Raw genomic sequence first — 20,209 nt, 5'->3', positions numbered from 1 at the left:
TTATTTTTTTACAATTGCGTCTCCGTTTAATTGATCGAAATGTAGGTGTACATTTCCATTTCCTATTTTAAAATGTCTGTTTGAGTTAACTTTATACTTAGTTCCTTTTCTTCTTTTTTCTTGCGTTTTTTTGAGTGTAGGCGTTGTTCTTTCTACATCAAAATTGGTATAGAAACCTCCGTTCATTGTCTTATAACTGATGGTAGCATCCAAACCTTCTTTGAATTTGATATTGATATCTCCATTCAAGGATTTATACCAGCTCTCTTTTGTAGGGTTCTTAGCATAGGTGATATTGATATCTTTATTCAAAGCATTAACATCTGTCTGTCCTGATACATTCTTCATGTCAATCGCTCCGTTAATATTGCGAACGATTAATAACTTTCCATGAACATCTTCAACAGTTATATTTCCCTTATTTACAGCTTTTACGTCGATACTAGCTCCTTTAGGCACCATAATTTCAAAGTCTAACTTGTACTTGTACATACGCTTTTTTCGATGCTTATAATTTCTACGGTAATTATGGCTGTACTCTCGATAATCAAACTCTCCAGTCTCAGGATTAAAATGTGAGTAAGGTGAATCTAAGTATACATATACGGCATCATCTTTTTTTGCTGATTTGATTCCTATTTCTTCTTTTCCTTTTTGCAGATCTTTCTGTGTATCGGCATAAATGGTTTTGGTTACTTTTACCTTAATAGTACTTCCATTATATCCTTTCACATCAATAGATCCATATATATTATCTACAACTAGAATGTTGTCTGATGAAGCTCTGGTGAATGTTAATTCTTTCCTTAGGGTTTCTTCGTTTTTAAATTTTTTATCGTAATACTGAGCTGATACTGCAGTTATGCTTGTCAACAAGAATACGATACATAATTTTAGTGATTTCATGGTTTTTAATTTTGATGTTTGCCTGCTTCTTGCAGGAATGACTTTGTTTCTTTCTGTAAAAAGCGACCTAGGATTTGCCATTTACATCAAACTTTTATTTACTAATAGATACTCTCTATGCTTTCTTCCATTTTTTGTTTTGCACTGGTGTTTACTCCTTCTTCCTTAATTAATTTCTCAAACGATTTTACCGCTTTCTTTTCTTGTAATAACACCATTAAGTCTGCTAACTCTACTTGAACCATCGGTGATTTTTGATGCATGATAGAAGCTACCAACCCTTCTCGTACAATAGCCATATCAGTATAGTTTTTAAGTGCTTCAATAGCAGACAATCGAACATTTACATTCTCATCGTTATTTAGTGTAGAGAACAAGGCTTTGATAATGGTTTCTGTTACATTATCTAACTTATTCACTTCATTTACCGCTTGCAATCTTTGCGTTGCTGATGGTTGATCTAATAATGTTAATACCAACTGCGAACGCACATTTTCTGTTTCCTTCTTAGCCAACTCTACTTTACTTTCTGTTTTCTCTTTGATAAAGTTGTTTCCAGCAAAGAATCCTAATACTAGAATTACCACAGTGTAAGCTAACTGCTTTGGCAGATTTCCAAACAAAAGAGTTTCTAGCTTTTTTAGAAATGATTCTTTCTCATTAGAATTTCCCTGTGCATTTAACATTGTATAGAACTTTACATCCATAGATGTTGATGGCTCCGGAATTTCCTCTTCTGCACCTTTCCAAATCAGTTGAGTTGCTTCAAACTCTTCATGATATTCAGGGTGAGCTGCTAAAAACTGCTCAAATTCCTGTTGACTATCTTCTGTAAGATTTCCTGACAAATAGTCGATCATCATTTCTTTAAACTCCTTGTTATTCATACTTATCTCTTTTCTAGTGTTAGAAAAATATCTTTCAATTGATTTAATGCTCGATGTACTTTTATTCTAGCATTTCCTTCTGTACACCCTACAATCTCTCCTAATTCTTTATACTTTAATTCTTTGAACTTACTTAACACGATCAATTCCTTTTGCTCTGGTGATAACATTTCTATCGCTCTTTTAAGAGTGATCATGTTTTCTCTTTTAGCAATACTTCCATGTATGTCATCATTTGCATTGATCAGGTGTCCAACATCATCAATGTCTTTATACATTGAGGCTTTATTCTTCTTGAAACTATCGTAACTCGTATTTCTAGCTATTTGAAATACCCACACTACAAAATTGCTCTCTTCTGTATAGGTATGCTTGTATTTTAAGATCTTCATGAACACGTTTTGTACTAGGTCTTCACTTAGATCTGCATTTCTGTTCATTTGATAGAAGAATCCGAAGAGTCTCTTCTTATAACGTTCGTATAAGAGTCCTAGCTTCTGAACATCTCCTTCTTTCACTCTGAGCATTAATGAATTGTCCGATAGTGTATTCAATTTGTATAACTGGTTAGTTGTATTTCGAATAGATATACAGTTGATTTTTAAAAACGTTACAAATTAGTTCATTTTTATTTTCCATAACCTTTAAAAAAGCAAAAGAGCCACGCAAATGCGTGGCTCTTTATTGTATATCTTTAAACTAAGTACTAGTTCAAACTTGCTAAGTAACGTTCTGCATCTAATGCAGCCATACATCCTGTACCTGCAGCTGTAACTGCTTGTCTGTATTCTTTATCTTGTACATCTCCGGCAGCAAAAACACCCGGTACATTTGTTTTTGTACTTTTTCCTTCAGTAATAATATATCCTGTATCATCCATATCAATTACTCCTTTGAATAAGTCTGTATTTGGTTTATGTCCGATAGCTATAAACACTCCTGTTACAGGAATTTCGTGTTTCTCACCAGTTGAGTTGTTTACCACTCTTACTCCATCTACCACGTTATCTCCTAATACATCATCAAGTTCTGAGTTAAACAATACTTCTAAATTTTCAGTATTCATCACTCTGTGTTGCATTGCTTTAGAAGCTCTCATCTCATCTCTACGAACCAACATAGTTACTTTTCTACATAATTTAGCTAAGTATGTTGCCTCTTCTGCAGCAGTATCTCCTCCTCCAACTACAATAACATCTTGTCCTTTATAGAAAAATCCGTCACAAGTAGCACAAGCAGAAACACCTCCACCAATCAGACGTTGCTCATTCTCTAATCCAAGGTATTTAGCAGATGCACCTGTAGAAATAATAACAGATTCAGCTTCGATCTCTTTAGAACCGTCTACAGTTACTTTGTGAACTCCTCCAACCTTGTCAGACAATTCAACTTTTGTAACCATTCCAAAACGTACTTCAGTTCCAAAACGCTCAGCTTGTTTCTTTAAATCTTCCATCATCATGGTACCATCTGTACCGTTAGGATATCCCGGGAAATTATCAACTTCTGTAGTAGTTGTTAACTGACCTCCCATTTGCAAACCTGTATACATAACCGGTTTTAAATCAGCTCTAGAGGCATAGATTGCCGCTGTATATCCTGCAGGTCCTGAACCAATAATCAGGCATTCTATCTTTTCTATATTTTCAGACATTTTATTCTTCTATTTTTTGATGCTTACAAATGTAATTTTTTTTGATTTTATACGATTGAAATCATATATATTTTTGCAATTAGAAGATAAATAAATTCGATCCTTACACTGTAAGCTATTTCAGAAAGCTGAAATTATTTTTTTGGAAGCAACTTAACAATTCCCAAATTCTCTATTCCAACATAGATATATCCGTCTCTTCCTTGTTCAATAGAACGTACTCTTCCTAAACCTTCTACAATCTTTTCTTCCTTAACTACTTTGTTATTTTTAAGTGTACAAACAGATACATATTGAAATTTTAGTGATCCTACCAACAAACTACCTTTTAAAGTTCCATATCGATTGCTGGAAACAAAAGCCATTCCGCTTGGAGCTATAGAAGGGGTCCATTGATGTAAAGGATCTACCATTCCCGGAAGGGATGTGTGATCTGTAAAAGACGAACCACTGTAATTGATTCCGAAACTAGCTTTAGGCCATCCATAATTATTTCCAGGTTTTATAATATTTATTTCATCTCCTCCTCTAGGACCGTGTTCATGAGTCCAGATTTCTCCAGTAAACGGGTTGGTTTCCATTCCTTGTGGATTTCTGTGCCCATAACTATAAATAGCTGTTTTAGCATTTGCCTTCCCTACAAAAGGGTTGTCTTTTGGGATACGACCATCATCGTGCAACCTGTATACCTTTCCTCCATCTTTGGTAATATCTTGCGGGTTTACATCTCTGTTTCCTCTATCTCCAACACTAAAATAGAGATAGCCATCTCTGTCAAATGCTATTCTCGAGCCAAAATGCTGACCTCTTCTACTGTTTGGAGACGCTTTGTATAATATTTTCGTATCACTTAATCTTCCATCTTTAAAAACAGCTCTTACCAAAGCTGTATTTGCTCCTTTTCCTCTTCCGTGAGTAGCAGCATAGGTAAAATATATAAAGTTGTTTTTCTCAAAATTAGGATGTAGCTCAACATCCATCAATCCTCCTTGTCCGTACGATCCCATAGTCGGTAATCCTGACACCTCTTGCTTTTTTCCATTTTTAAAATGAATAAGCTTTCCTTCTTTTTCAGTAATTAACATTGAGTTATCCGGTAGAAAGGTAAATCCCCAAGGAATATTTAAACCCGGTACTACAACTTCAGTTTTGTAGTTAAGAGCTGTATTTGATGTATCGTGTATTGGTGATTCTTTTTTTTGTGCAAAGGTTAAAAGCCATATAAAGCAGATCGCTATTAGAAATCTTAGTTGTTTCATTGTAAGTGGTTTTAAGAGATATAAAGTTATACAGTTTTGTTCAAAATAAATAGTTAATATTCAACCCTCCGAAATAATTCACAGGGTTTCCCGGATAAAAATAACGAGGTGCATTTCCGCCAAAACTACTGGCATTGATTAAAATTTGCGAAGCATAGCTTTCGTTAAAAATATTGTTGATGCCGAAAAAAGTATGTATTGTAAATCGCTTGAAAAGCTCTTTTTTATACCCAATTTTAAGATTGGTCAACTGGTAGCTATCGCTAAACAAACTATTGCTATCTGTTATTGGTTGACTTCCTATATACTGATAGTTGATGTTTCCGTACAAGCCAAATGCTGAGTTAATATCTATTCCTGCATTCAATATTTCTGAAGGCACTCCTGTAAGTTTGTTTCCTGAAAAATCATCATCTTCATCAACAAATTCTTCAAACGTAAAATTGTTTCGCGTGTAGTTCATGAAAGTGTTCAATGCAAATGAATCATTTGCTACCCATTGATAATCTATTCCCAACTCCAAGCCATCATGCTGTGTCTTTCCTGCGTTCACTCCAATGAACTGATCCTGACTCACACGTCTTGATACCAATAGATTTCTTACAGCCAAACGATAAACAGTCAAGTTGTATCGTAGCTTTTTATTTACTAGTGTTCCTCTAGATCCTACTTCATAGTTCCAACCTGTTTCCGGTTTTAATTCAGTATTTATTTGCCCATCCGGCAGTAAGGTATTCGCCAAAGAGATTGGTGAGAAACCTTGACTTATACTACTGTAAATATTGATGTTATCAGAAAAAGAATGGCTTACTCCTATTTTAGGTGAAAAGATTCCATCGAACTTGAAACTTCCGGATTGGTCGGGGTTTTGTACTGAAACTTCAAAACGATCATCCAAATCATAAGAAGTTTGATTGTAATTGAGTCCTATTACTACTTTAGTTTGTTCTGAAAGTGCATAATTGGCTTCTAAGAATAGATTGTAATACTTTCTGTTCTCTTTAAAATTAGATAAAAGATCACCCTCAACACTACCTGTTCCAACCGGAAAATCTCTATATAGGTTTTGGAATGTTTTTGATGTATATCGATCTTTAAAATATTCACCTCCTATCGTATAAGTTAAAGACTTCTGAAATAACTTAATTTCACCTAAAAACCTACTACGCAACCCAAATGCAAGAGTATTCTCTTCTAAAATATTAAAAGGTCTTGGTTCATAGCCATTTCTAAAAGAACCAAAAACACTGGTAACTTGCTTTCCTCCTTTGGAATATTGATGATTCCAAGTAACTCCTATAATTCCTCTTTTTGAATCTTCAAATCCTTGCGCTTGTCCCCAAGTAAATGCTGCTGATGTTGGGTTATTTAAAAAAGAGTTTTCGTTCAAAGAACTAGGAATGAAAGCTTTTAAATCTACATAGCTAACTAAAGTAGAAATCTCATTATGATCATTTATAAAATGGTTTGTACTTAAGGTAAATGTATGTCTATCGTATTCATTATTATCTCTGTAGCCATCAGAATGAGTATCGCTATATACTCCTCTAAAACTATTTTTGGCTGATCCTTGATTAAAATTAACGGTGCTTTTCACCAAGCCGTAAGACCCAAAGGTTAATTGACTATTGACGGAAGTTTCATCAATATATGCGTTTTGTGGAGTTAAATGAATAGTTCCTCCCAATCCGGCACCATAAATACTGGAGGTTCCTCCTTTTAGTATTTCAATTCGTGAAATAGAAGTTAGTTCAAAGTCTTCTATAGTCGTTTCACCACTACCATTTGTTAAGGGAATATCTTTAAAGTAGGCTCTTATTTTTGAGGTCCCAAAAAGGTTTCTGGAACCAATACCTCTAATGGTAAATCGATTTGTGTTCAAAGCACCACTTTGCACAAAAACTCCGGGAACTCTGTTCAATGCTTCAGAAATGTTGATATCGTTCCCTCGTTCTATTTCTTTCTTTGTGAGTATTTCTATAGTAGCGATACTCTCTTTTAGCTTTTTAGGAATTTGATTGGCATGAACAACTACTTCATTCAACTCTGTAGAAACTATATTTAATTGAACAATTAAAAATTGATTAGAGGTAATTGTTACAACCTTTTCCTCATACCCTACTCTTTGAAAGCGATACTCTCCTTCTGAAGGAAGTGTAAATTGTCCTAATGCATCTGTTACAACTACTTCATTAGTCTTTACATTATAAACATTTGTATTTGACAAAGGGGTATTTGTCTCTTTATCTACAGTTTTTCCTTTTACTTGAGCTTGGGCAGTTACCATCAAAAACGACAAAAGGAAAAACAAAAAAACAGTTCTCATTAACAGGTATCTTCTATAAAGTATGACAGTAAAGATATTTAAAAACTGTAGGCAATTAGATTGTTTGTTAATATTCTAACGATAACGTAAATCCTCCTCTTATTTTAAACAGTATTCTACAGAAAAGTTCTTTCATGTAGTCGCAAAAAAATGATTATTAATAACTTTAGTATATAGAAATAATGTAGTAGATTTGCAGTCCATTATTCGGGGTGTAGTTTCTCGGCTTTGCTCGAAATAAACTACGCAACGAATTTCAAATTTTCGGGGTGTAGCGTAGCCCGGTCATCGCGCCTGCTTTGGGAGCAGGAGGTCGCAGGTTCGAATCCTGCCACCCCGACCATTAAAAGTCAAAAATCTAAAAGGTTTTTGGCTTTTTTTGTTTGAAAAAGATTAAAGCTTGCTTCTAAATCGAAATGAAAACAAAAAAGCAAACTCTTTAAAGTTGGCTTTTAATGAGCAACTGACCTCTCCTCAATATCATGAGTAAACGAATAATCCTCCCTCTTTATCTTTTATAAAGGGCTTTTTGATATAACATTCTCAATACTATACAAAATCATAAGTTACTTTCAATTTTTAACAAAAATTTTGTTTAACAATATTTAAAATTAATTAAACAAGCCGTATCTTTATGTTATAATTCAAAAAGTTATGGGTAAAAAAGATACTATCACAGCAAATGACATCATTTCATGCTACATGGAATATGTCTTAGAGAATGAGCAACCACCAAAATCTGTATTCAGTTTTGCAAAGCATCATGATTTTAATGAAGCTGAGTTTTATAAGTACTTCGCTTCTTTTGAAGTTTTAGAAAAATCTATTTTCAAAGCTTTCTTTGATAACACACATGCGGTATTAGAAAAAAGTGAAGAATACGAAACATTTGATTCGAGGAACAAACTCCTTACTTTCTACTATACATTCTTTGAAAATCTAACAGCAAACAGAAGCTATGTTGTATATGCTTTGGGAAGTGCTAAAGATCGTCTTAAATCGTTAAAATCACTATCAGAACTACGAAAGTCTTTTCTTGGCTATATAGAAACTTTGCAAATAGAAACAATTGACCTGAAGAACGAAAGGTTCGAGAAAATTCAAGACAAAGGCATCAAAGAAACAGCTTGGTTTCAATTAATGCTTACACTTAAGTTTTGGTTGGATGACACCTCTCCTTCTTTCGAAAAAACAGATGTTTTTATTGAGAAGTCGATCAATACCGGTTTTGATATTATTGACACAGCTCCGATCAAAAGTATTATTGATCTCGGGAAGTTTATTTATAAAGAGAAGATTCACATGAATTAGTTGTATGAAAACAATAGACAGAATACCCACTTCAAAAATTCAACGAGCTACTAAACTCGTGCAAACCGGTGCTAAAATTGGTGTGAATTACATCAAATATTATGGCGATAAACTCGTCAATTCTGAAGAGGAAGCAAAAGAGCGATTGAATCAAAATAATGCCGAAGATATTTATGACGGACTCAAGCAACTAAAAGGAAGTGCGCTAAAGGTTGCTCAAATGTTGAGCATGGAAAAGAACATACTTCCTCAAGCTTATGTTGAGAAGTTTTCTCTGGCTCAATTTTCTGTTCCGCCTCTCTCTCCAGCTCTTGTTATTAAAACCTTCAAGAAATATTTTGGAAAGCATCCCAATGACATCTATGATTCTTTCAATTCAACTTCTGTGAATGCCGCTAGCATTGGGCAAGTACACCTTGCAGAAAAAGATGGAAAGAAACTAGCTGTAAAGATTCAATATCCCGGCGTTTCCGATAGCATTGCTTCCGATTTGGCTCTGGTTAAACCCATTGCCATCAAAATGTTCAATATTAAAGGGAAAGATTCAGATAAGTATTTTAAAGAAGTTGAAAACAAGCTAATTGAAGAGACCGATTATATTCTGGAAGTAGAGCAGAGTAAAGAAATTGCAGAAGCCTGTGCTCACATTCCCAATCTTAAATTTCCGACATATTACCCGGAAATATCCTCAGAGCGGATTATTACCATGGATTGGATGAAAGGAGAACATCTCTCGGAATTTACAGCTCACAATACAGACACAGAACTCTCTCAAAAATTAGGACAAGCTTTATGGGATTTTTACATGTATCAGATCCATGTGCTGAAGAAAGTACACGCTGATCCACATCCCGGTAATTTTTTGATCTCCAAAGAAGGAGAATTGATCGCTCTTGATTTTGGTTGCATGAAGATCATCCCTGAAGATTTTTATGTTCCGTATTTCGAATTGGCTGAAAAAGAGAATCTGAAAAATCCAGAATTCTTCTCCAAAAAACTCTACGAACTAGAGATCTTAAGACCTGATGACAGTGCTGAAGAAATAGAATTCTTTACAGCTATGTTTCACGAGCTTTTAAGTGTTTTCACTCAACCCTTCAATCAAGAAACTTTCGATTTTGGTAATGGAGAATTCTTCAGCAAAATTGCTGACTTAAGTGAGAGATATTCCAAAAGCACAGAGCTAAGAAATATGAACGGAAATAGAGGGTCTAAACACTTTATTTACATCAACAGAACATTTTTTGGTCTTTATAATTTAATGTTCGACTTGAAGGCAAATAACATTAAGATTAAAAATTTCACGAATCTATAGTGCATTACACGAGAAAAGACATAGATGGCTTAAAGCATATTCAGAGAATTAACCTGATCAATTCCTGTTCCGGGTATAAATCTGCTAATCTCTTGGCTACAATTTCTCAGGATGGCATTACCAATGTCGCTGTATTCAGCTCTGTAACACATTTAGGTTCAAACCCTCCGGTTTTGGGCTTTATTCTTCGTCCAACTAGTATCCCCCGTAACACTTATAAGAATATCAAAGAAACCGGAGTCTTTACCATTAATCACATTTATAATGAGATCATAGAAGACGCTCATCACACTTCAGCAAAATATCCCGAGCATATTTCTGAGTTTGACATGACAAGCTTAGAAGTCGAATACAAGAAAAATTGTTGTGCACCCTTTGTAAAAAGAAGCCCTGTACAACTCAAGATGAAATACCTAGAAGAATACTTTATCAAAACAAACGAAGTCTTACATATCATTGCAGAAATTCAAGACATCTACGTAAATGATGATTTACTAGAAGAAGATGGTTTTATAAATCTAGCTAAAGGGAAAATAGCTGCTATCAATGGCCTTGATGCTTATGCAATTGCAAAAGAAAACACACGTTTTGAGTACCAACGTCCAAAGGTTCTAGATGAAAAAGCAAAAGCTACCTGAGAAGATATGCCCTGTTTGCAAGCGTCCTTTTTTATGGCGTAAAAAATGGAAACTAAACTGGAAAGAAGTAAAATATTGTAGTGAACGATGCAGAAGAGAAAAGAAAAAATTAATGTTGTTTGGTTAAAAAGAGACCTAAGACTTCATGACAATGAGGCCATCTCAAACGCGATCAGAGAAGGGAAACGCTTTTTATTGTTATTTCCCTTTGAAAACATCCTTCTTCATGACCCTCATTATAGCGAAAGGCATTGGAATTTCATTAAAGAATCTATAGTTGATATTAACAAAGAATTAGAAGAATTCAATTCATCAGTTCTAACTGTTCAGTCAGATATCATTAGCATCTTTAATCACATTCAAGATCACTATAAAATAGATACAGTTTTTTCACATATAGAAACCGGAATACTTACGACTTACAATCGAGATAAAGATTTCAGAAGGTATTGCAGAAACAACAATATTGAATGGGTTGAAAATATCAATAACGGTGTCAAACGAGGTTTACAAAACAGAGACAACTGGTTTGAAAACTGGAACTCATACATGAGATTACAACAAGAAGTTTTTGCTCCTCAAAAGGATCAGTTGCTTATCCTAGATGAACTAGAAAAAATACAACAAAGAAGCGTTCCGGTTTCCTTAACAACACCCTCCAAAACTTCCTTTCAAAAAGGTGGCAGATCTACCGGAATAAAGTACATCGATTCTTTCTTTTTGAATCGATACAAAAACTATATGTTTCATATTTCAAAACCTGAATTCTCCCGCAAAAGTTGTAGTCGTATCTCTCCCTATTTGGCTTGGGGTAATTTTTCTGTTCGAGAGGTCTTTCAATTAGGTCAGCAAGCCAAAACATCAAAAAATAAGAGACATATTGGAGCTTTCTTATCAAGACTAAGGTGGCAAGCTCATTTCATACAGAAATTTGAAATGGAGCATACCATGGAAGAAGCCAGTGTTAACAAAGGATACCACAAACTAAAAAAATCTATTTCAAAGCAATATCAACAAGCTTGGAAAGAAGGTAAAACAGGTTTTCCTTTAGTAGATGCATGCATGAGATGTTTGAAAGAAACCGGCTATTTAAACTTTAGAATGAGAGCTTTAACTGTTTCCTTTTTTACACATATTCTTTGGCAACCGTGGCAAGAAGCAGCCACTCATCTTTCGCAAATGTTTTTAGATTTTGAGCCAGGAATTCACTTCTCTCAACTGCAAATGCAAGCAGGTGAAACCGGAATTAATAATCTTAGAATTTACAATCCTATTAAAAATGGGATTGATCACGATGAGGAAGCGATCTTCATTAAAAAATGGGTCCCCGAACTGGCAAAACTAGAGGCTCATTTTGCTCACCAACCTTACCTTATGTCTCCTATGGAACAACAGTTTAATGATTTTCATTTAGGAAAAGACTATCCTTATCCAATAGTAGACATTAAAGAAACTAGAAAAAGAGCTTCTGATATTCTATGGAGCATGAAAAAAGATCCTACTGTTAAAAAAGAGAATGCAAGAATTTTAGCTAAGCATACTTTACGTGATAGAAAGCGAATGTTATCAAATGAGTAAATCCGTAAAGGGAACTGTTTTTAATTACATAAATTTATCTTATGTTAGTATAAAATAATAAACTTCATTTATACTAAAAATCGAGTTTTTATGATCTACATTTACTTTGCTAAGTAGCAGAGTATCAAAAAACCATGTTTCAGATACAACATTTTATAATTAAATGTTAATTTTTGTTTAATCATTTGACTAATGCATTAAACAAAGTTATCTTTGATATATATTTTTTTAAGGATATGGTATACAATACGACATATAAAAATGAAGGTGTTAAAGAATTGATAAATGATGTTCTTGGCAAACCTTTTTCATTTTTTCAAGCGTTAAAGCTTGGTGGTATTGGATCAAAAAGGATGATCATAGAAGAAACCAGTAATAATTTGAACAATTTATTGAATAAGGTTTCTGACATGAATTACGGAAATATAGAATTGAGACCCAACGGAATTTTGGTCATGATCAATAAAGGTCTTGAAAATTATACTTGGGTAATTCCTTACAGACAATTGGTCATTTATAAGACTTATGGTTTAAGCATTCATGCAGAAGGAAAGTTCATTCGTTTTAAAAACAATAAAACTTTTAAAGAAAACACGAGTTTCTTTAAAAAGCTCATTCGATTGAAAGTTAAAAATCAGGAAAGGTTTTCTATACCTGCCTATGAATAAATTAACTGATAGGGCTATCGATCGAATTATCGAAATGGCATGGGAAGACAGGACCACGTTTGGTGCCATTAAGTTTCAGTTCGGACTCAAAGAGCAACAGGTGATTGAACTTATGAGAAACGAACTTAAGCCTAAAAGTTTTCGACTCTGGCGCAAGAGAGTTCAGGGTAGAAAAACAAAACATAGTAACCTGAGAGATTTTAATCAGGGACGATTTAAATGTAATCGTCAACGACAAATCTCGAACAACTCTATATCAAAAAGGTAGAACAGTGCTTTGTTTTAAGCTTGGAGTTACTTAAAAACAGCACTAAAAAAAGACACACAAGATGAGTAACGAAACTTTAACTCAACAGAAGAAGAACGGATACAGTCTCAATGGTTTTTCTCATAACGAAATTGGAGATGACCACCTGTATACGGGTATCGAAACCCCGATGAAACCAGACGCTTTTTTACTTTCAGACGAAGAAAAAAAGGAAAAGATCGCAAACCTATTTGGAGAAATTATGGATGTAATGGGCTTAGACCTTACAGACGATTCTTTGAAAGGTACTCCTAAAAGAGTAGCAAAAATGTACATTGATGAGATCTTTTCCGGTTTACACCCAAAAAATAAGCCCAAAGTGGCATTGTTTGACAACAAGTATCATTATGATCAAATGTTGGTAGAAAAGAATATCACTTTTTATTCTAACTGCGAACATCATTTTGTTCCTATCATTGGAAAAGCACATATTGCATATATTTCTTCAGGAAAAGTAATCGGTCTTTCTAAATTAAATAGAATTGTACAGTATTATGCAAAAAGACCGCAAGTACAAGAACGATTGACCAATCAGATCGCTGAGGAATTGAAAAATATTTTACAAACAGAAGATGTAGCTGTCATAATTGACGCAAAGCACTTATGCGTATCATCAAGAGGTATTAAAGATGATACATCTGCAACGGTTACCTCATACTATGGAGGGAAATTTAACACTCCTTCTAAAATAAATGAATTGTTCAACTATATAAATAATCAGTAACTATGGATATCGTAGAAAAAGGACTCGAGTTTGAGCAAAGAAAACACAAGTTTGTGACTACTAGTGATCGCATCCTTGCTTCTAGAGAAGTAAAATCTCTGATCTTAGGGATCAACGAAATTTATAAAAAGAGTAAAGACAGAGAGTTGATGGACCTAATGAAACGACTAACTGTTATCAAACAAAAGATCGAGAAACGATTAAAAGGTCGCCCTTTAACAGCAGCTTAAAATGCAACGAGTTGCTATTATTGGTGGCAGTAAAGGAATAGGTTTTGCTATACTTCAAAAGTTGGTAGAACAGAACCAAGTTAGTAATGTAAGTAGATCCATCCCTAATCTTAAACACGTCAATTTAACACATCACAGTAGTGATGTGTTAATTGATGACTTGCCGGAAATAGAAGCGTTAAACACTCTTATTTATTGCCCGGGAAGTATTAACCTTAAGCCTATCTCTCGGTTATCTCTCGATGATTTCAAAAAAGATTTCGAGATCAATGTATTGGGTGCTGTAAAAACCATACAGCATTATTTACCTGTACTTAAAAAAGGAAACAACCCCTCAATTTTATTATTTAGCACCGTAGCTTGTAAGCTAGGCATGCCGTTTCATGCCAGTATTGCTGTAGCTAAATCCGGTATTGAAGGCTTGGTAAAATCTCTTGGAGCCGAACTAGCTCCTACAATCAGAGTGAATGCCATAGCTCCAACAATTACAGATACCGAACTGGCTGCTAAACTTCTCAGAAATGAGAAGATGATCGAAAATATGGAACAACGCCATCCTTTGAAAAAATACTTACAACCAAACGAAGTAGCTGAGATGGCTGATTTTCTTATCTCTGAAAAAGCTGCCTCCATATCCGGACAGATCTTTGAATTGGACTGTGGGATTGTAAGTTTTAAAATTTAAAAAAGAACATGACATCAACTAACTCTATTTACACCATTAACATAAATTCGCTACAAGGATCTCCTTTGGATCTTTCAAACTACAAGGGAAAGAAAATACTCTTTGTTAATGTAGCTTCTAAGTGCGGATTTACACCTCAATACAAAGAACTTCAAAAATTATATGATGAATATCAAGACAAATTGGTTGTCATAGGTGTTCCTTGCAATCAATTTGGAAAGCAAGAACCCGGTTCTTCTGAAGACATTCAACAATTTTGCGAACTAAACTATGGGGTATCGTTTCCTATTACAGAAAAGATCGATGTAAAGGGACCTAATCAGCACCCTTTATATCTCTGGCTAACAAAAAAAGCAGAAAACGGAAAAAAGAGTTCGTCAGTAAAATGGAACTTCCAAAAGTATTTGGTTGATGAGAATGGTGAGTTCATAGATTATTATTTCTCTATCACCAAACCAATGAGTAAGAAGATCCTTAAACATTTAAACTAAGTAGAGTTATGAAAAAAGCAGCTCTTTTCTCATTGTTCTTTGCCATTAATTTTGGTGGATTAGCTTTGGGAATGTGGTTGATGAACAATGGCCCTCAATCTAATTGGTATTATGATTTAAATAAAGCGCCTTGGACTCCGCCTAGTTGGGTTTTCGGAACAGCTTGGTCTACAATCATGATCTGTTTCTCTATTTACTTAGTTCCTTTCTTCACTAAAAACTACAGCATTAAGAAGCTACGTTTATATATCATTCAGGTTGTTTTGAATGTAAGCTGGAACTATGTCTTTTTCAATCAACATTGGGTTGCAGGCGGTTTGATTGTTCTGATCTTATTAACCTCTCTGATCTTTTATTTCTTTTTCATTTTTTATAAAGAACAAAAGCAAACCAGTTACTTCTTATTACCTTATATGATCTGGCTGTGTGTGGCAACCTCACTAAATCTATACATACTAATATATAATTAGCATGAAGATATACAGACTACATCAAAAACAAAATCTCCCCATCTCTGTTGATGAAGCTTGGGAATTTTTATCTAGTCCGGCCAACTTAAAAACTATCACACCTGATTATATGAGTTTTGATATTCTATCAGGTGCAGACCGTCCTATGTATCCCGGTCAAATCATTCAGTATATCGTAACTCCTATTGCAGGTATTAAAACAAAATGGGTTACAGAGATTACTCATGTTGTAGATCGTAAATATTTTGTTGACGAGCAACGCTTTGGACCTTATCCTTTATGGCATCATAAGCATTTCATTAAAGAAATTAAAGGTGGAGTAGAAATGGAAGACATCATCGATTACAAAGTTCCTTTTGGATTCTTAGGAAGGTGGATGCACCCATTTCTGGTAAAGCCTAAGTTAGACGAAATCTTCGCATACCGTCAAAAAAAATTAATTGAACTTTTTGGAGAGTATAACCCATCATGAATAAGACAACCATTTTTTGGTTCCGTAGAGACCTAAGGCTTCGAGACAACACAGGGCTCTATCACGCTTTACAACAAAGTAGTAATGTACTTCCCATTTTTATCTTTGATACTGATATCTTAGAAGAATTACCCAAAAATGATGCTCGTGTTACGCTTATTTATGACCAGTTGGCATCAATACATCAACAGTTAAGATCTGTAAGTTCAGGTATTCATGTATACCATGGGAAACCAAAAGAGGTTTTTGAAAAACTTATTTCTGAATTTAAAGTCGAAGCTGTTTTCACTAATCATGATTACGAACCTTACGCAATCAAACGTGATCAAGAGATTGAAGAACTTTTGAACTCAAGGAACATCGACTTCAGAACCTACAAAGATCAGGTCATCTTTGAAAGAAATGATATTGTAAAAGCAGATGGGTCTCCTTATGTTGTTTACACTCCGTATTCAAAAAAGTGGTTAGAAACTTACCATGCTCAAGCCTTTGAATATTTTCCTTCAGAGAGTTTGTTAGAGAATTGTAAATCGACACCTTACCCTTTTCCTGAGCTGACTGATATTGGTTTTGTAAGAAGCCAAACTCCGGTTCCTGAATATATCGTTACCTCCAACCTCATCCAGACTTATGAAGCTACCCGAAATTTTCCGAGTTTGGATAAAACCTCAAAATTAGGACCTCACCTAAGGTTTGGTACAGTTAGTATTCGTGAGATGGTTTTAAAGGCTAAAAACGAAGAGAATCCTACTTTTTTAAAAGAATTGATCTGGAGGGAGTTTTTTATGCAGATACTATGGCATTTTCCTCATACGGTTGATAAGGCCTTCAAACCTCAATATGATAGAATACCTTGGAGAAATAATACCAAAGAATTTGAAAAGTGGTGTAACGGAGAAACCGGTTTCCCATTGGTTGATGCAGGAATGCGTCAATTAAATCAAACAGGGTTTATGCATAACAGAGTACGAATGTTGGTTGGGAGTTTTCTTTGCAAACATCTTCTGATCGATTGGCGTTGGGGAGAGGCTTATTTTGCAAAAAAATTAATCGATTACGAGATGGCAAGTAATGTAGGAAATTGGCAATGGGTAGCGGGAAGTGGTGTAGATGCCGCTCCTTATTTTCGAATTTTCAACCCTATCACACAAATTCAAAAGTTTGATAAAGATCTTCAATACATCAAGAAATGGGTTCCCGATTTTCAGGAGCTCACCTACCCTACACCTATGATAAATCACAAACTTGCCAGAGAACGGTGCTTAGCAACCTACAAACAAGCTTTAAAGTAAAAAGTTGCTTCTTTATTATGTGAGTTCTATATTTGCTGTCCTTAAATTTTCGGGATGTAGCTTAGTCCGGTTAAAGTGCTGGTCTGGGGGACCAGAGATCGGAGGTTCGAATCCTCTCATCCCGACTAATAAAAGCTTTAAGACTTTATAGAAAATTTATTTTCTTAAGAAGTTGAGAAGCTTTTTTTAATTAAAGCTTCAATGGAGGATCATGAGCAAAGTGAATAATCCTCTCATCTCGATAAATAAAAACTATTTAATAATAACTTTTTGAACAACACTTATTCCTTGCTCATCTGTTATTCTAGCAAGATATATTCCCGTTACTAAATTTTCATTACGTACCTCTACTCCATTTATAGTAAAGACAGACAATGTAGTTTCTTCATTTGTCAATACTGTAATTTTGGAGTCCTCACTTACTACCTTATACTTCATAATTGTAGTAAATTCTTCAACAGATAAAATAGATGTATTATCATATACCCTTACATGACCGGCATCAACTCCATTGCCATCATTATTAGGAGCTCCTATGGCTACAATAGTTCCGTTTGCAGATAAGGCTACAGATTGCCCGGAAAAATCGGAAGCTGCTTCTCCATCTATATCCTGACCTATTTGCGTCCAAACTCCAGACTGATTTTGATATACTCTAACATGACCAGAGTCAATTCCATTACCATCGTTAGAATCTGCACCAATAGCAACAATACTACCATCAGAAGACAGGCTAATAAAAAATCCCGATTGATCCCCAGCAGCTTCACCATCTATATCTTGCCCAATTTGCATCCATGTACCAGATTGATTCTCAAATATCCTTACATGCCCTGAATCTGTTCCATTACCATCATTACCTATTCCTCCTATTGCAACAATATTTCCGTTAGCAGATAAACTAACAGACAATCCAAAAAAATCTTCACTAGCTTCTCCATCTATATCCTGACCTATTTGTGTCCAAATACCTGATTGATCTTGATATACTCTTACGTGTCCGGCATCAACTCCATTCCCGTCGTTAGAATCAGCACCAATAGCAACAATACCACCATCAGAAGACAGACTAACAAAAAATCCAGATTGATCTCCAACAGCTTCACCATTTATTTTTTGTCCAACTTGTGTCCAAGTGCCTGATTGGTTTTCGTATACTTTTGTATATCCGGCTCCATTAACTGGTGCACCTATGGCAATTTTATTTCCATCGGAAGATAAGCTTATTGAATATCCAAAATAGTCTGCTGAAACTTCTCCATCTATATCTTGACCTATTTGAACCCAACTACTCGATTGGTATTCATAAATTCTAACCCTACCAACATTGGGTGTGGCAATGTGTGGAGAGTATGCAGAAGCTCCAACTGCTAAAACAGTACCGTCTGCAGATAGACTAATGGCAAATCCGAATTCATCAAAATTTGCAATTCCTTCAATCTTTTGACCAATTTGCACCCAATTTCCTGATTGATTTTGATACACTCTAACATAACCTGAATTTGTAAATCCAATACCACTATTAGAGTCGTCTGCTCCAACAGCCATTACAGAACCGTCTGCAGAAAGAGCGACAGAAACACCTGAACTATCTCCTGGGAATTCTCCATTAATGTCTTGTCCAATTTGTATTTGAGAGAACATAATAGAAGGGGCTAACATGAAAAAAAGTAAAAAGTATTTCAAGATATAATGTGTTTTTGGTTTTACGCAACAATGTTAGTCTTGATATGGGTAAACTCAAAAAAGAAAGGGGTTACAAATAAGGTTACATTTTGTAACCCCCTCTATTTTACAGATTTTAACTGTAGCTTGATTTACTGAAAAGCTTCTTATTTCAAAATTTCTGAAAGGAACTAAACTTTTTATTGTAGTTCATTTAGATCTCTCATCTCTACAGCTCCTTCTCTTGTCAATTCCCCACATTATCATGCATTAATTTTATTTTAAATACAATGCAACTCAATTGCATTAATGAATTATATATTTATATTTGCAACTAAGTTGCATTAAAACAATCCAAATATTTAAATAAAATGATTACAAAAGAACAAGTATTAGACGCGCAAAAAGAATGGGGTGATGGAGTTGTAAAAATTGGTTCACTTAAAGATAACAGAAGTGCATGTGAAGACTTTGCGAGTGATTTCCTTGACAAATTATATGCTTTTGAAGTTGGTCTTGTTTCATTCAAACCTACTAAGTGCTCTATAGAGCAATTTAGACCAACCAAGCCGGAAGCTCTATCCTACTTCATCGCAGGAGAAGATCGCGCATGTCAAGAAGATAAAGGTTTTGCTATTCAGCCTTGGACAAAAGTTAGATTTGAGAATTCAAACCTTATTTTAGAAGAAAACCGTGCCATTGCTATGGGTAATTACTTTTTTACAGACCTAGATGGTAACGAAGCTAAAGTAGAGTATACATTTGGTTATAAGCTTATGGATGGTACTTTAAAAATTGATCTACACCACTCATCATTCCCTTATAATCCAAACGCTTAATTCTAATGAGTAACTCTCTTTTTCTTTTATGTCCTACAGATTGTTTGGAATCTAACATCAATAGAACATTCAATCATCAAAATTATTTTTGTACTTCTCTTGGCAATTCTTTTGCCTTTGAAACTGAAATAATAGGGCATATAAGAGGGTTGGTAAAAAAACATCACATACGGGAAATCTATTTTGTCCTTTCAGAAGACAATCCTATATTTTTAGATGCATTGGGAGGGCAATTTTTTTCCGACATTAGGGGGTTGGAGGAGTTTTATGGCGAGATAATGAGACAAAAAGAGCACTCAGAAATAGTGTGGCAAAAGGGATTTCATCAGTTTTCAGTTCTCTCCTACTATTTAAACAAAAAGATCAAAGAACTTGACAGCTTATTAAATAATACAGTTAATATACATGGTAAGATCTATAATAAGTACCAAGATACTTTCTACGATATATATTCTGATCTAATCTGTATAGAAAAGCATTGTCTGAATTAAA

The 20,209-nt window shown here is 34.6% G+C and carries 23 protein-coding genes and 2 tRNA genes; 18 read left to right on the top strand and 7 right to left on the bottom strand.

Annotated elements, in window-relative coordinates; genetic code table 11:
* From ACFSRZ_RS12265 to ACFSRZ_RS12240, 6 genes are all read right to left on the bottom strand, one after another.
* Positions 1-906 carry a DUF4097 family beta strand repeat-containing protein gene (locus ACFSRZ_RS12265; protein ID WP_379666858.1) on the bottom strand — a complete coding sequence of 302 codons (906 nt, stop codon included), beginning with the start codon at positions 904-906 and terminating at the stop codon, positions 1-3.
* Between the two features lie 101 nt (positions 907-1,007).
* Entirely contained in the window at positions 1,008-1,793 is a 786-nt protein-coding gene (locus tag ACFSRZ_RS12260; RefSeq protein ID WP_379666857.1) for a hypothetical protein, read from the bottom strand.
* 2 nt (positions 1,794-1,795) lie between these two features.
* Positions 1,796-2,347 carry an RNA polymerase sigma factor gene (locus ACFSRZ_RS12255; protein WP_379666856.1) on the bottom strand — a complete coding sequence of 184 codons (552 nt, stop codon included), beginning with the start codon at positions 2,345-2,347 and terminating at the stop codon, positions 1,796-1,798.
* Between the two features lie 152 nt (positions 2,348-2,499).
* Complete coding sequence (gene trxB / locus ACFSRZ_RS12250; RefSeq protein ID WP_379666855.1) at positions 2,500-3,447, bottom strand: thioredoxin-disulfide reductase; 948 nt, start codon at positions 3,445-3,447, stop codon at positions 2,500-2,502.
* 134 nt (positions 3,448-3,581) lie between these two features.
* Positions 3,582-4,706: a PQQ-dependent sugar dehydrogenase gene (locus ACFSRZ_RS12245; RefSeq protein ID WP_379666854.1), complete on the bottom strand. Its 1,125-nt coding sequence runs from the start codon at positions 4,704-4,706 to the stop codon at positions 3,582-3,584.
* A 40-nt stretch (positions 4,707-4,746) separates the two neighbouring features.
* Complete coding sequence (locus tag ACFSRZ_RS12240; RefSeq protein ID WP_379666853.1) at positions 4,747-7,032, bottom strand: TonB-dependent receptor domain-containing protein; 2,286 nt, start codon at positions 7,030-7,032, stop codon at positions 4,747-4,749.
* A 265-nt stretch (positions 7,033-7,297) separates the two neighbouring features.
* Between ACFSRZ_RS12240 and ACFSRZ_RS12235 the strand changes: the two genes are divergently transcribed.
* The 16 genes from ACFSRZ_RS12235 (at position 7,298) to ACFSRZ_RS12160 (ending at position 17,338) form a co-directional block, all read left to right on the top strand.
* Positions 7,298-7,375 (top strand) — tRNA-Pro (locus ACFSRZ_RS12235).
* A 311-nt stretch (positions 7,376-7,686) separates the two neighbouring features.
* A complete protein-coding gene (locus tag ACFSRZ_RS12230; RefSeq protein ID WP_379666852.1) occupies positions 7,687-8,343 on the top strand; it encodes a TetR family transcriptional regulator C-terminal domain-containing protein in 657 nt (218 codons plus the stop codon).
* A gap of 4 nt (positions 8,344-8,347) precedes the next feature.
* Complete coding sequence (locus tag ACFSRZ_RS12225; protein ID WP_379666851.1) at positions 8,348-9,658, top strand: ABC1 kinase family protein; 1,311 nt, start codon at positions 8,348-8,350, stop codon at positions 9,656-9,658.
* Positions 9,655-10,296 (top strand): flavin reductase family protein, encoded by a 642-nt coding sequence (locus ACFSRZ_RS12220; protein ID WP_379667045.1) that lies wholly within the window; start codon positions 9,655-9,657, stop codon positions 10,294-10,296. Before ACFSRZ_RS12225 ends, ACFSRZ_RS12220 begins: the two co-directional genes overlap by 4 nt.
* Positions 10,274-10,423, top strand: a complete 150-nt coding sequence (locus ACFSRZ_RS12215) for a DUF2256 domain-containing protein (RefSeq protein ID WP_379666850.1) — start codon at positions 10,274-10,276, stop codon at positions 10,421-10,423. Before ACFSRZ_RS12220 ends, ACFSRZ_RS12215 begins: the two co-directional genes overlap by 23 nt.
* Entirely contained in the window at positions 10,384-11,874 is a 1,491-nt protein-coding gene (locus tag ACFSRZ_RS12210; RefSeq protein ID WP_379666849.1) for a cryptochrome/deoxyribodipyrimidine photo-lyase family protein, read from the top strand. Before ACFSRZ_RS12215 ends, ACFSRZ_RS12210 begins: the two co-directional genes overlap by 40 nt.
* A gap of 236 nt (positions 11,875-12,110) precedes the next feature.
* On the top strand, positions 12,111-12,542 hold the full coding sequence (locus tag ACFSRZ_RS12205; RefSeq protein WP_379666848.1) for a hypothetical protein: 432 nt from the start codon (positions 12,111-12,113) through the stop codon (positions 12,540-12,542).
* On the top strand, positions 12,535-12,810 hold the full coding sequence (locus tag ACFSRZ_RS12200) for a TIGR03643 family protein (RefSeq protein ID WP_379666847.1): 276 nt from the start codon (positions 12,535-12,537) through the stop codon (positions 12,808-12,810). Before ACFSRZ_RS12205 ends, ACFSRZ_RS12200 begins: the two co-directional genes overlap by 8 nt.
* 61 nt (positions 12,811-12,871) lie before the next feature.
* On the top strand, positions 12,872-13,573 hold the full coding sequence (gene folE / locus ACFSRZ_RS12195) for a GTP cyclohydrolase I FolE (protein ID WP_379666846.1): 702 nt from the start codon (positions 12,872-12,874) through the stop codon (positions 13,571-13,573).
* Positions 13,574-13,575: 2 nt separating this feature from the next.
* Positions 13,576-13,803, top strand: a complete 228-nt coding sequence (locus tag ACFSRZ_RS12190) for a hypothetical protein (RefSeq protein WP_379666845.1) — start codon at positions 13,576-13,578, stop codon at positions 13,801-13,803.
* 1 nt (position 13,804) lies between these two features.
* Positions 13,805-14,488: an SDR family NAD(P)-dependent oxidoreductase gene (locus ACFSRZ_RS12185; protein ID WP_379666844.1), complete on the top strand. Its 684-nt coding sequence runs from the start codon at positions 13,805-13,807 to the stop codon at positions 14,486-14,488.
* 8 nt (positions 14,489-14,496) lie between these two features.
* Positions 14,497-14,979 carry a glutathione peroxidase gene (locus ACFSRZ_RS12180; RefSeq protein ID WP_379666843.1) on the top strand — a complete coding sequence of 161 codons (483 nt, stop codon included), beginning with the start codon at positions 14,497-14,499 and terminating at the stop codon, positions 14,977-14,979.
* A gap of 8 nt (positions 14,980-14,987) precedes the next feature.
* Positions 14,988-15,449, top strand: a complete 462-nt coding sequence (locus tag ACFSRZ_RS12175) for a TspO/MBR family protein (RefSeq protein ID WP_379666842.1) — start codon at positions 14,988-14,990, stop codon at positions 15,447-15,449.
* A gap of 1 nt (position 15,450) precedes the next feature.
* Positions 15,451-15,921: an SRPBCC family protein gene (locus ACFSRZ_RS12170; RefSeq protein ID WP_379666841.1), complete on the top strand. Its 471-nt coding sequence runs from the start codon at positions 15,451-15,453 to the stop codon at positions 15,919-15,921.
* The gene (locus ACFSRZ_RS12165) at positions 15,918-17,213 is read left to right on the top strand and encodes a cryptochrome/photolyase family protein (RefSeq protein ID WP_379666840.1); all 1,296 of its coding nucleotides are present in this window, start codon (positions 15,918-15,920) and stop codon (positions 17,211-17,213) included. The genes ACFSRZ_RS12170 and ACFSRZ_RS12165 overlap by 4 nt, the downstream gene beginning before the upstream one ends.
* A gap of 50 nt (positions 17,214-17,263) precedes the next feature.
* Positions 17,264-17,338 (top strand) — tRNA-Pro (locus tag ACFSRZ_RS12160).
* A 127-nt stretch (positions 17,339-17,465) separates the two neighbouring features.
* Here ACFSRZ_RS12160 and ACFSRZ_RS12155 read toward each other — a convergent pair.
* Positions 17,466-18,899 (bottom strand): hypothetical protein, encoded by a 1,434-nt coding sequence (locus ACFSRZ_RS12155; protein WP_379666839.1) that lies wholly within the window; start codon positions 18,897-18,899, stop codon positions 17,466-17,468.
* Positions 18,900-19,249: 350 nt separating this feature from the next.
* On the opposite strand from ACFSRZ_RS12155, the gene ACFSRZ_RS12150 reads away from it, so the two are divergent.
* Positions 19,250-19,717: a hypothetical protein gene (locus ACFSRZ_RS12150; protein WP_379666838.1), complete on the top strand. Its 468-nt coding sequence runs from the start codon at positions 19,250-19,252 to the stop codon at positions 19,715-19,717.
* Positions 19,718-19,722: 5 nt separating this feature from the next.
* Complete coding sequence (locus ACFSRZ_RS12145) at positions 19,723-20,208, top strand: hypothetical protein (RefSeq protein WP_379666837.1); 486 nt, start codon at positions 19,723-19,725, stop codon at positions 20,206-20,208.
* Position 20,209: the final 1 nt, after the last annotated feature.

The organism is Pseudotenacibaculum haliotis, from assembly GCF_042684245.1.
Lineage (GTDB): Bacteria > Bacteroidota > Bacteroidia > Flavobacteriales > Flavobacteriaceae > Polaribacter > Polaribacter haliotis_A.
Note: the sequence above shows the minus strand (reverse complement) of the source record. Positions and strands in the feature narration are given on the sequence as shown.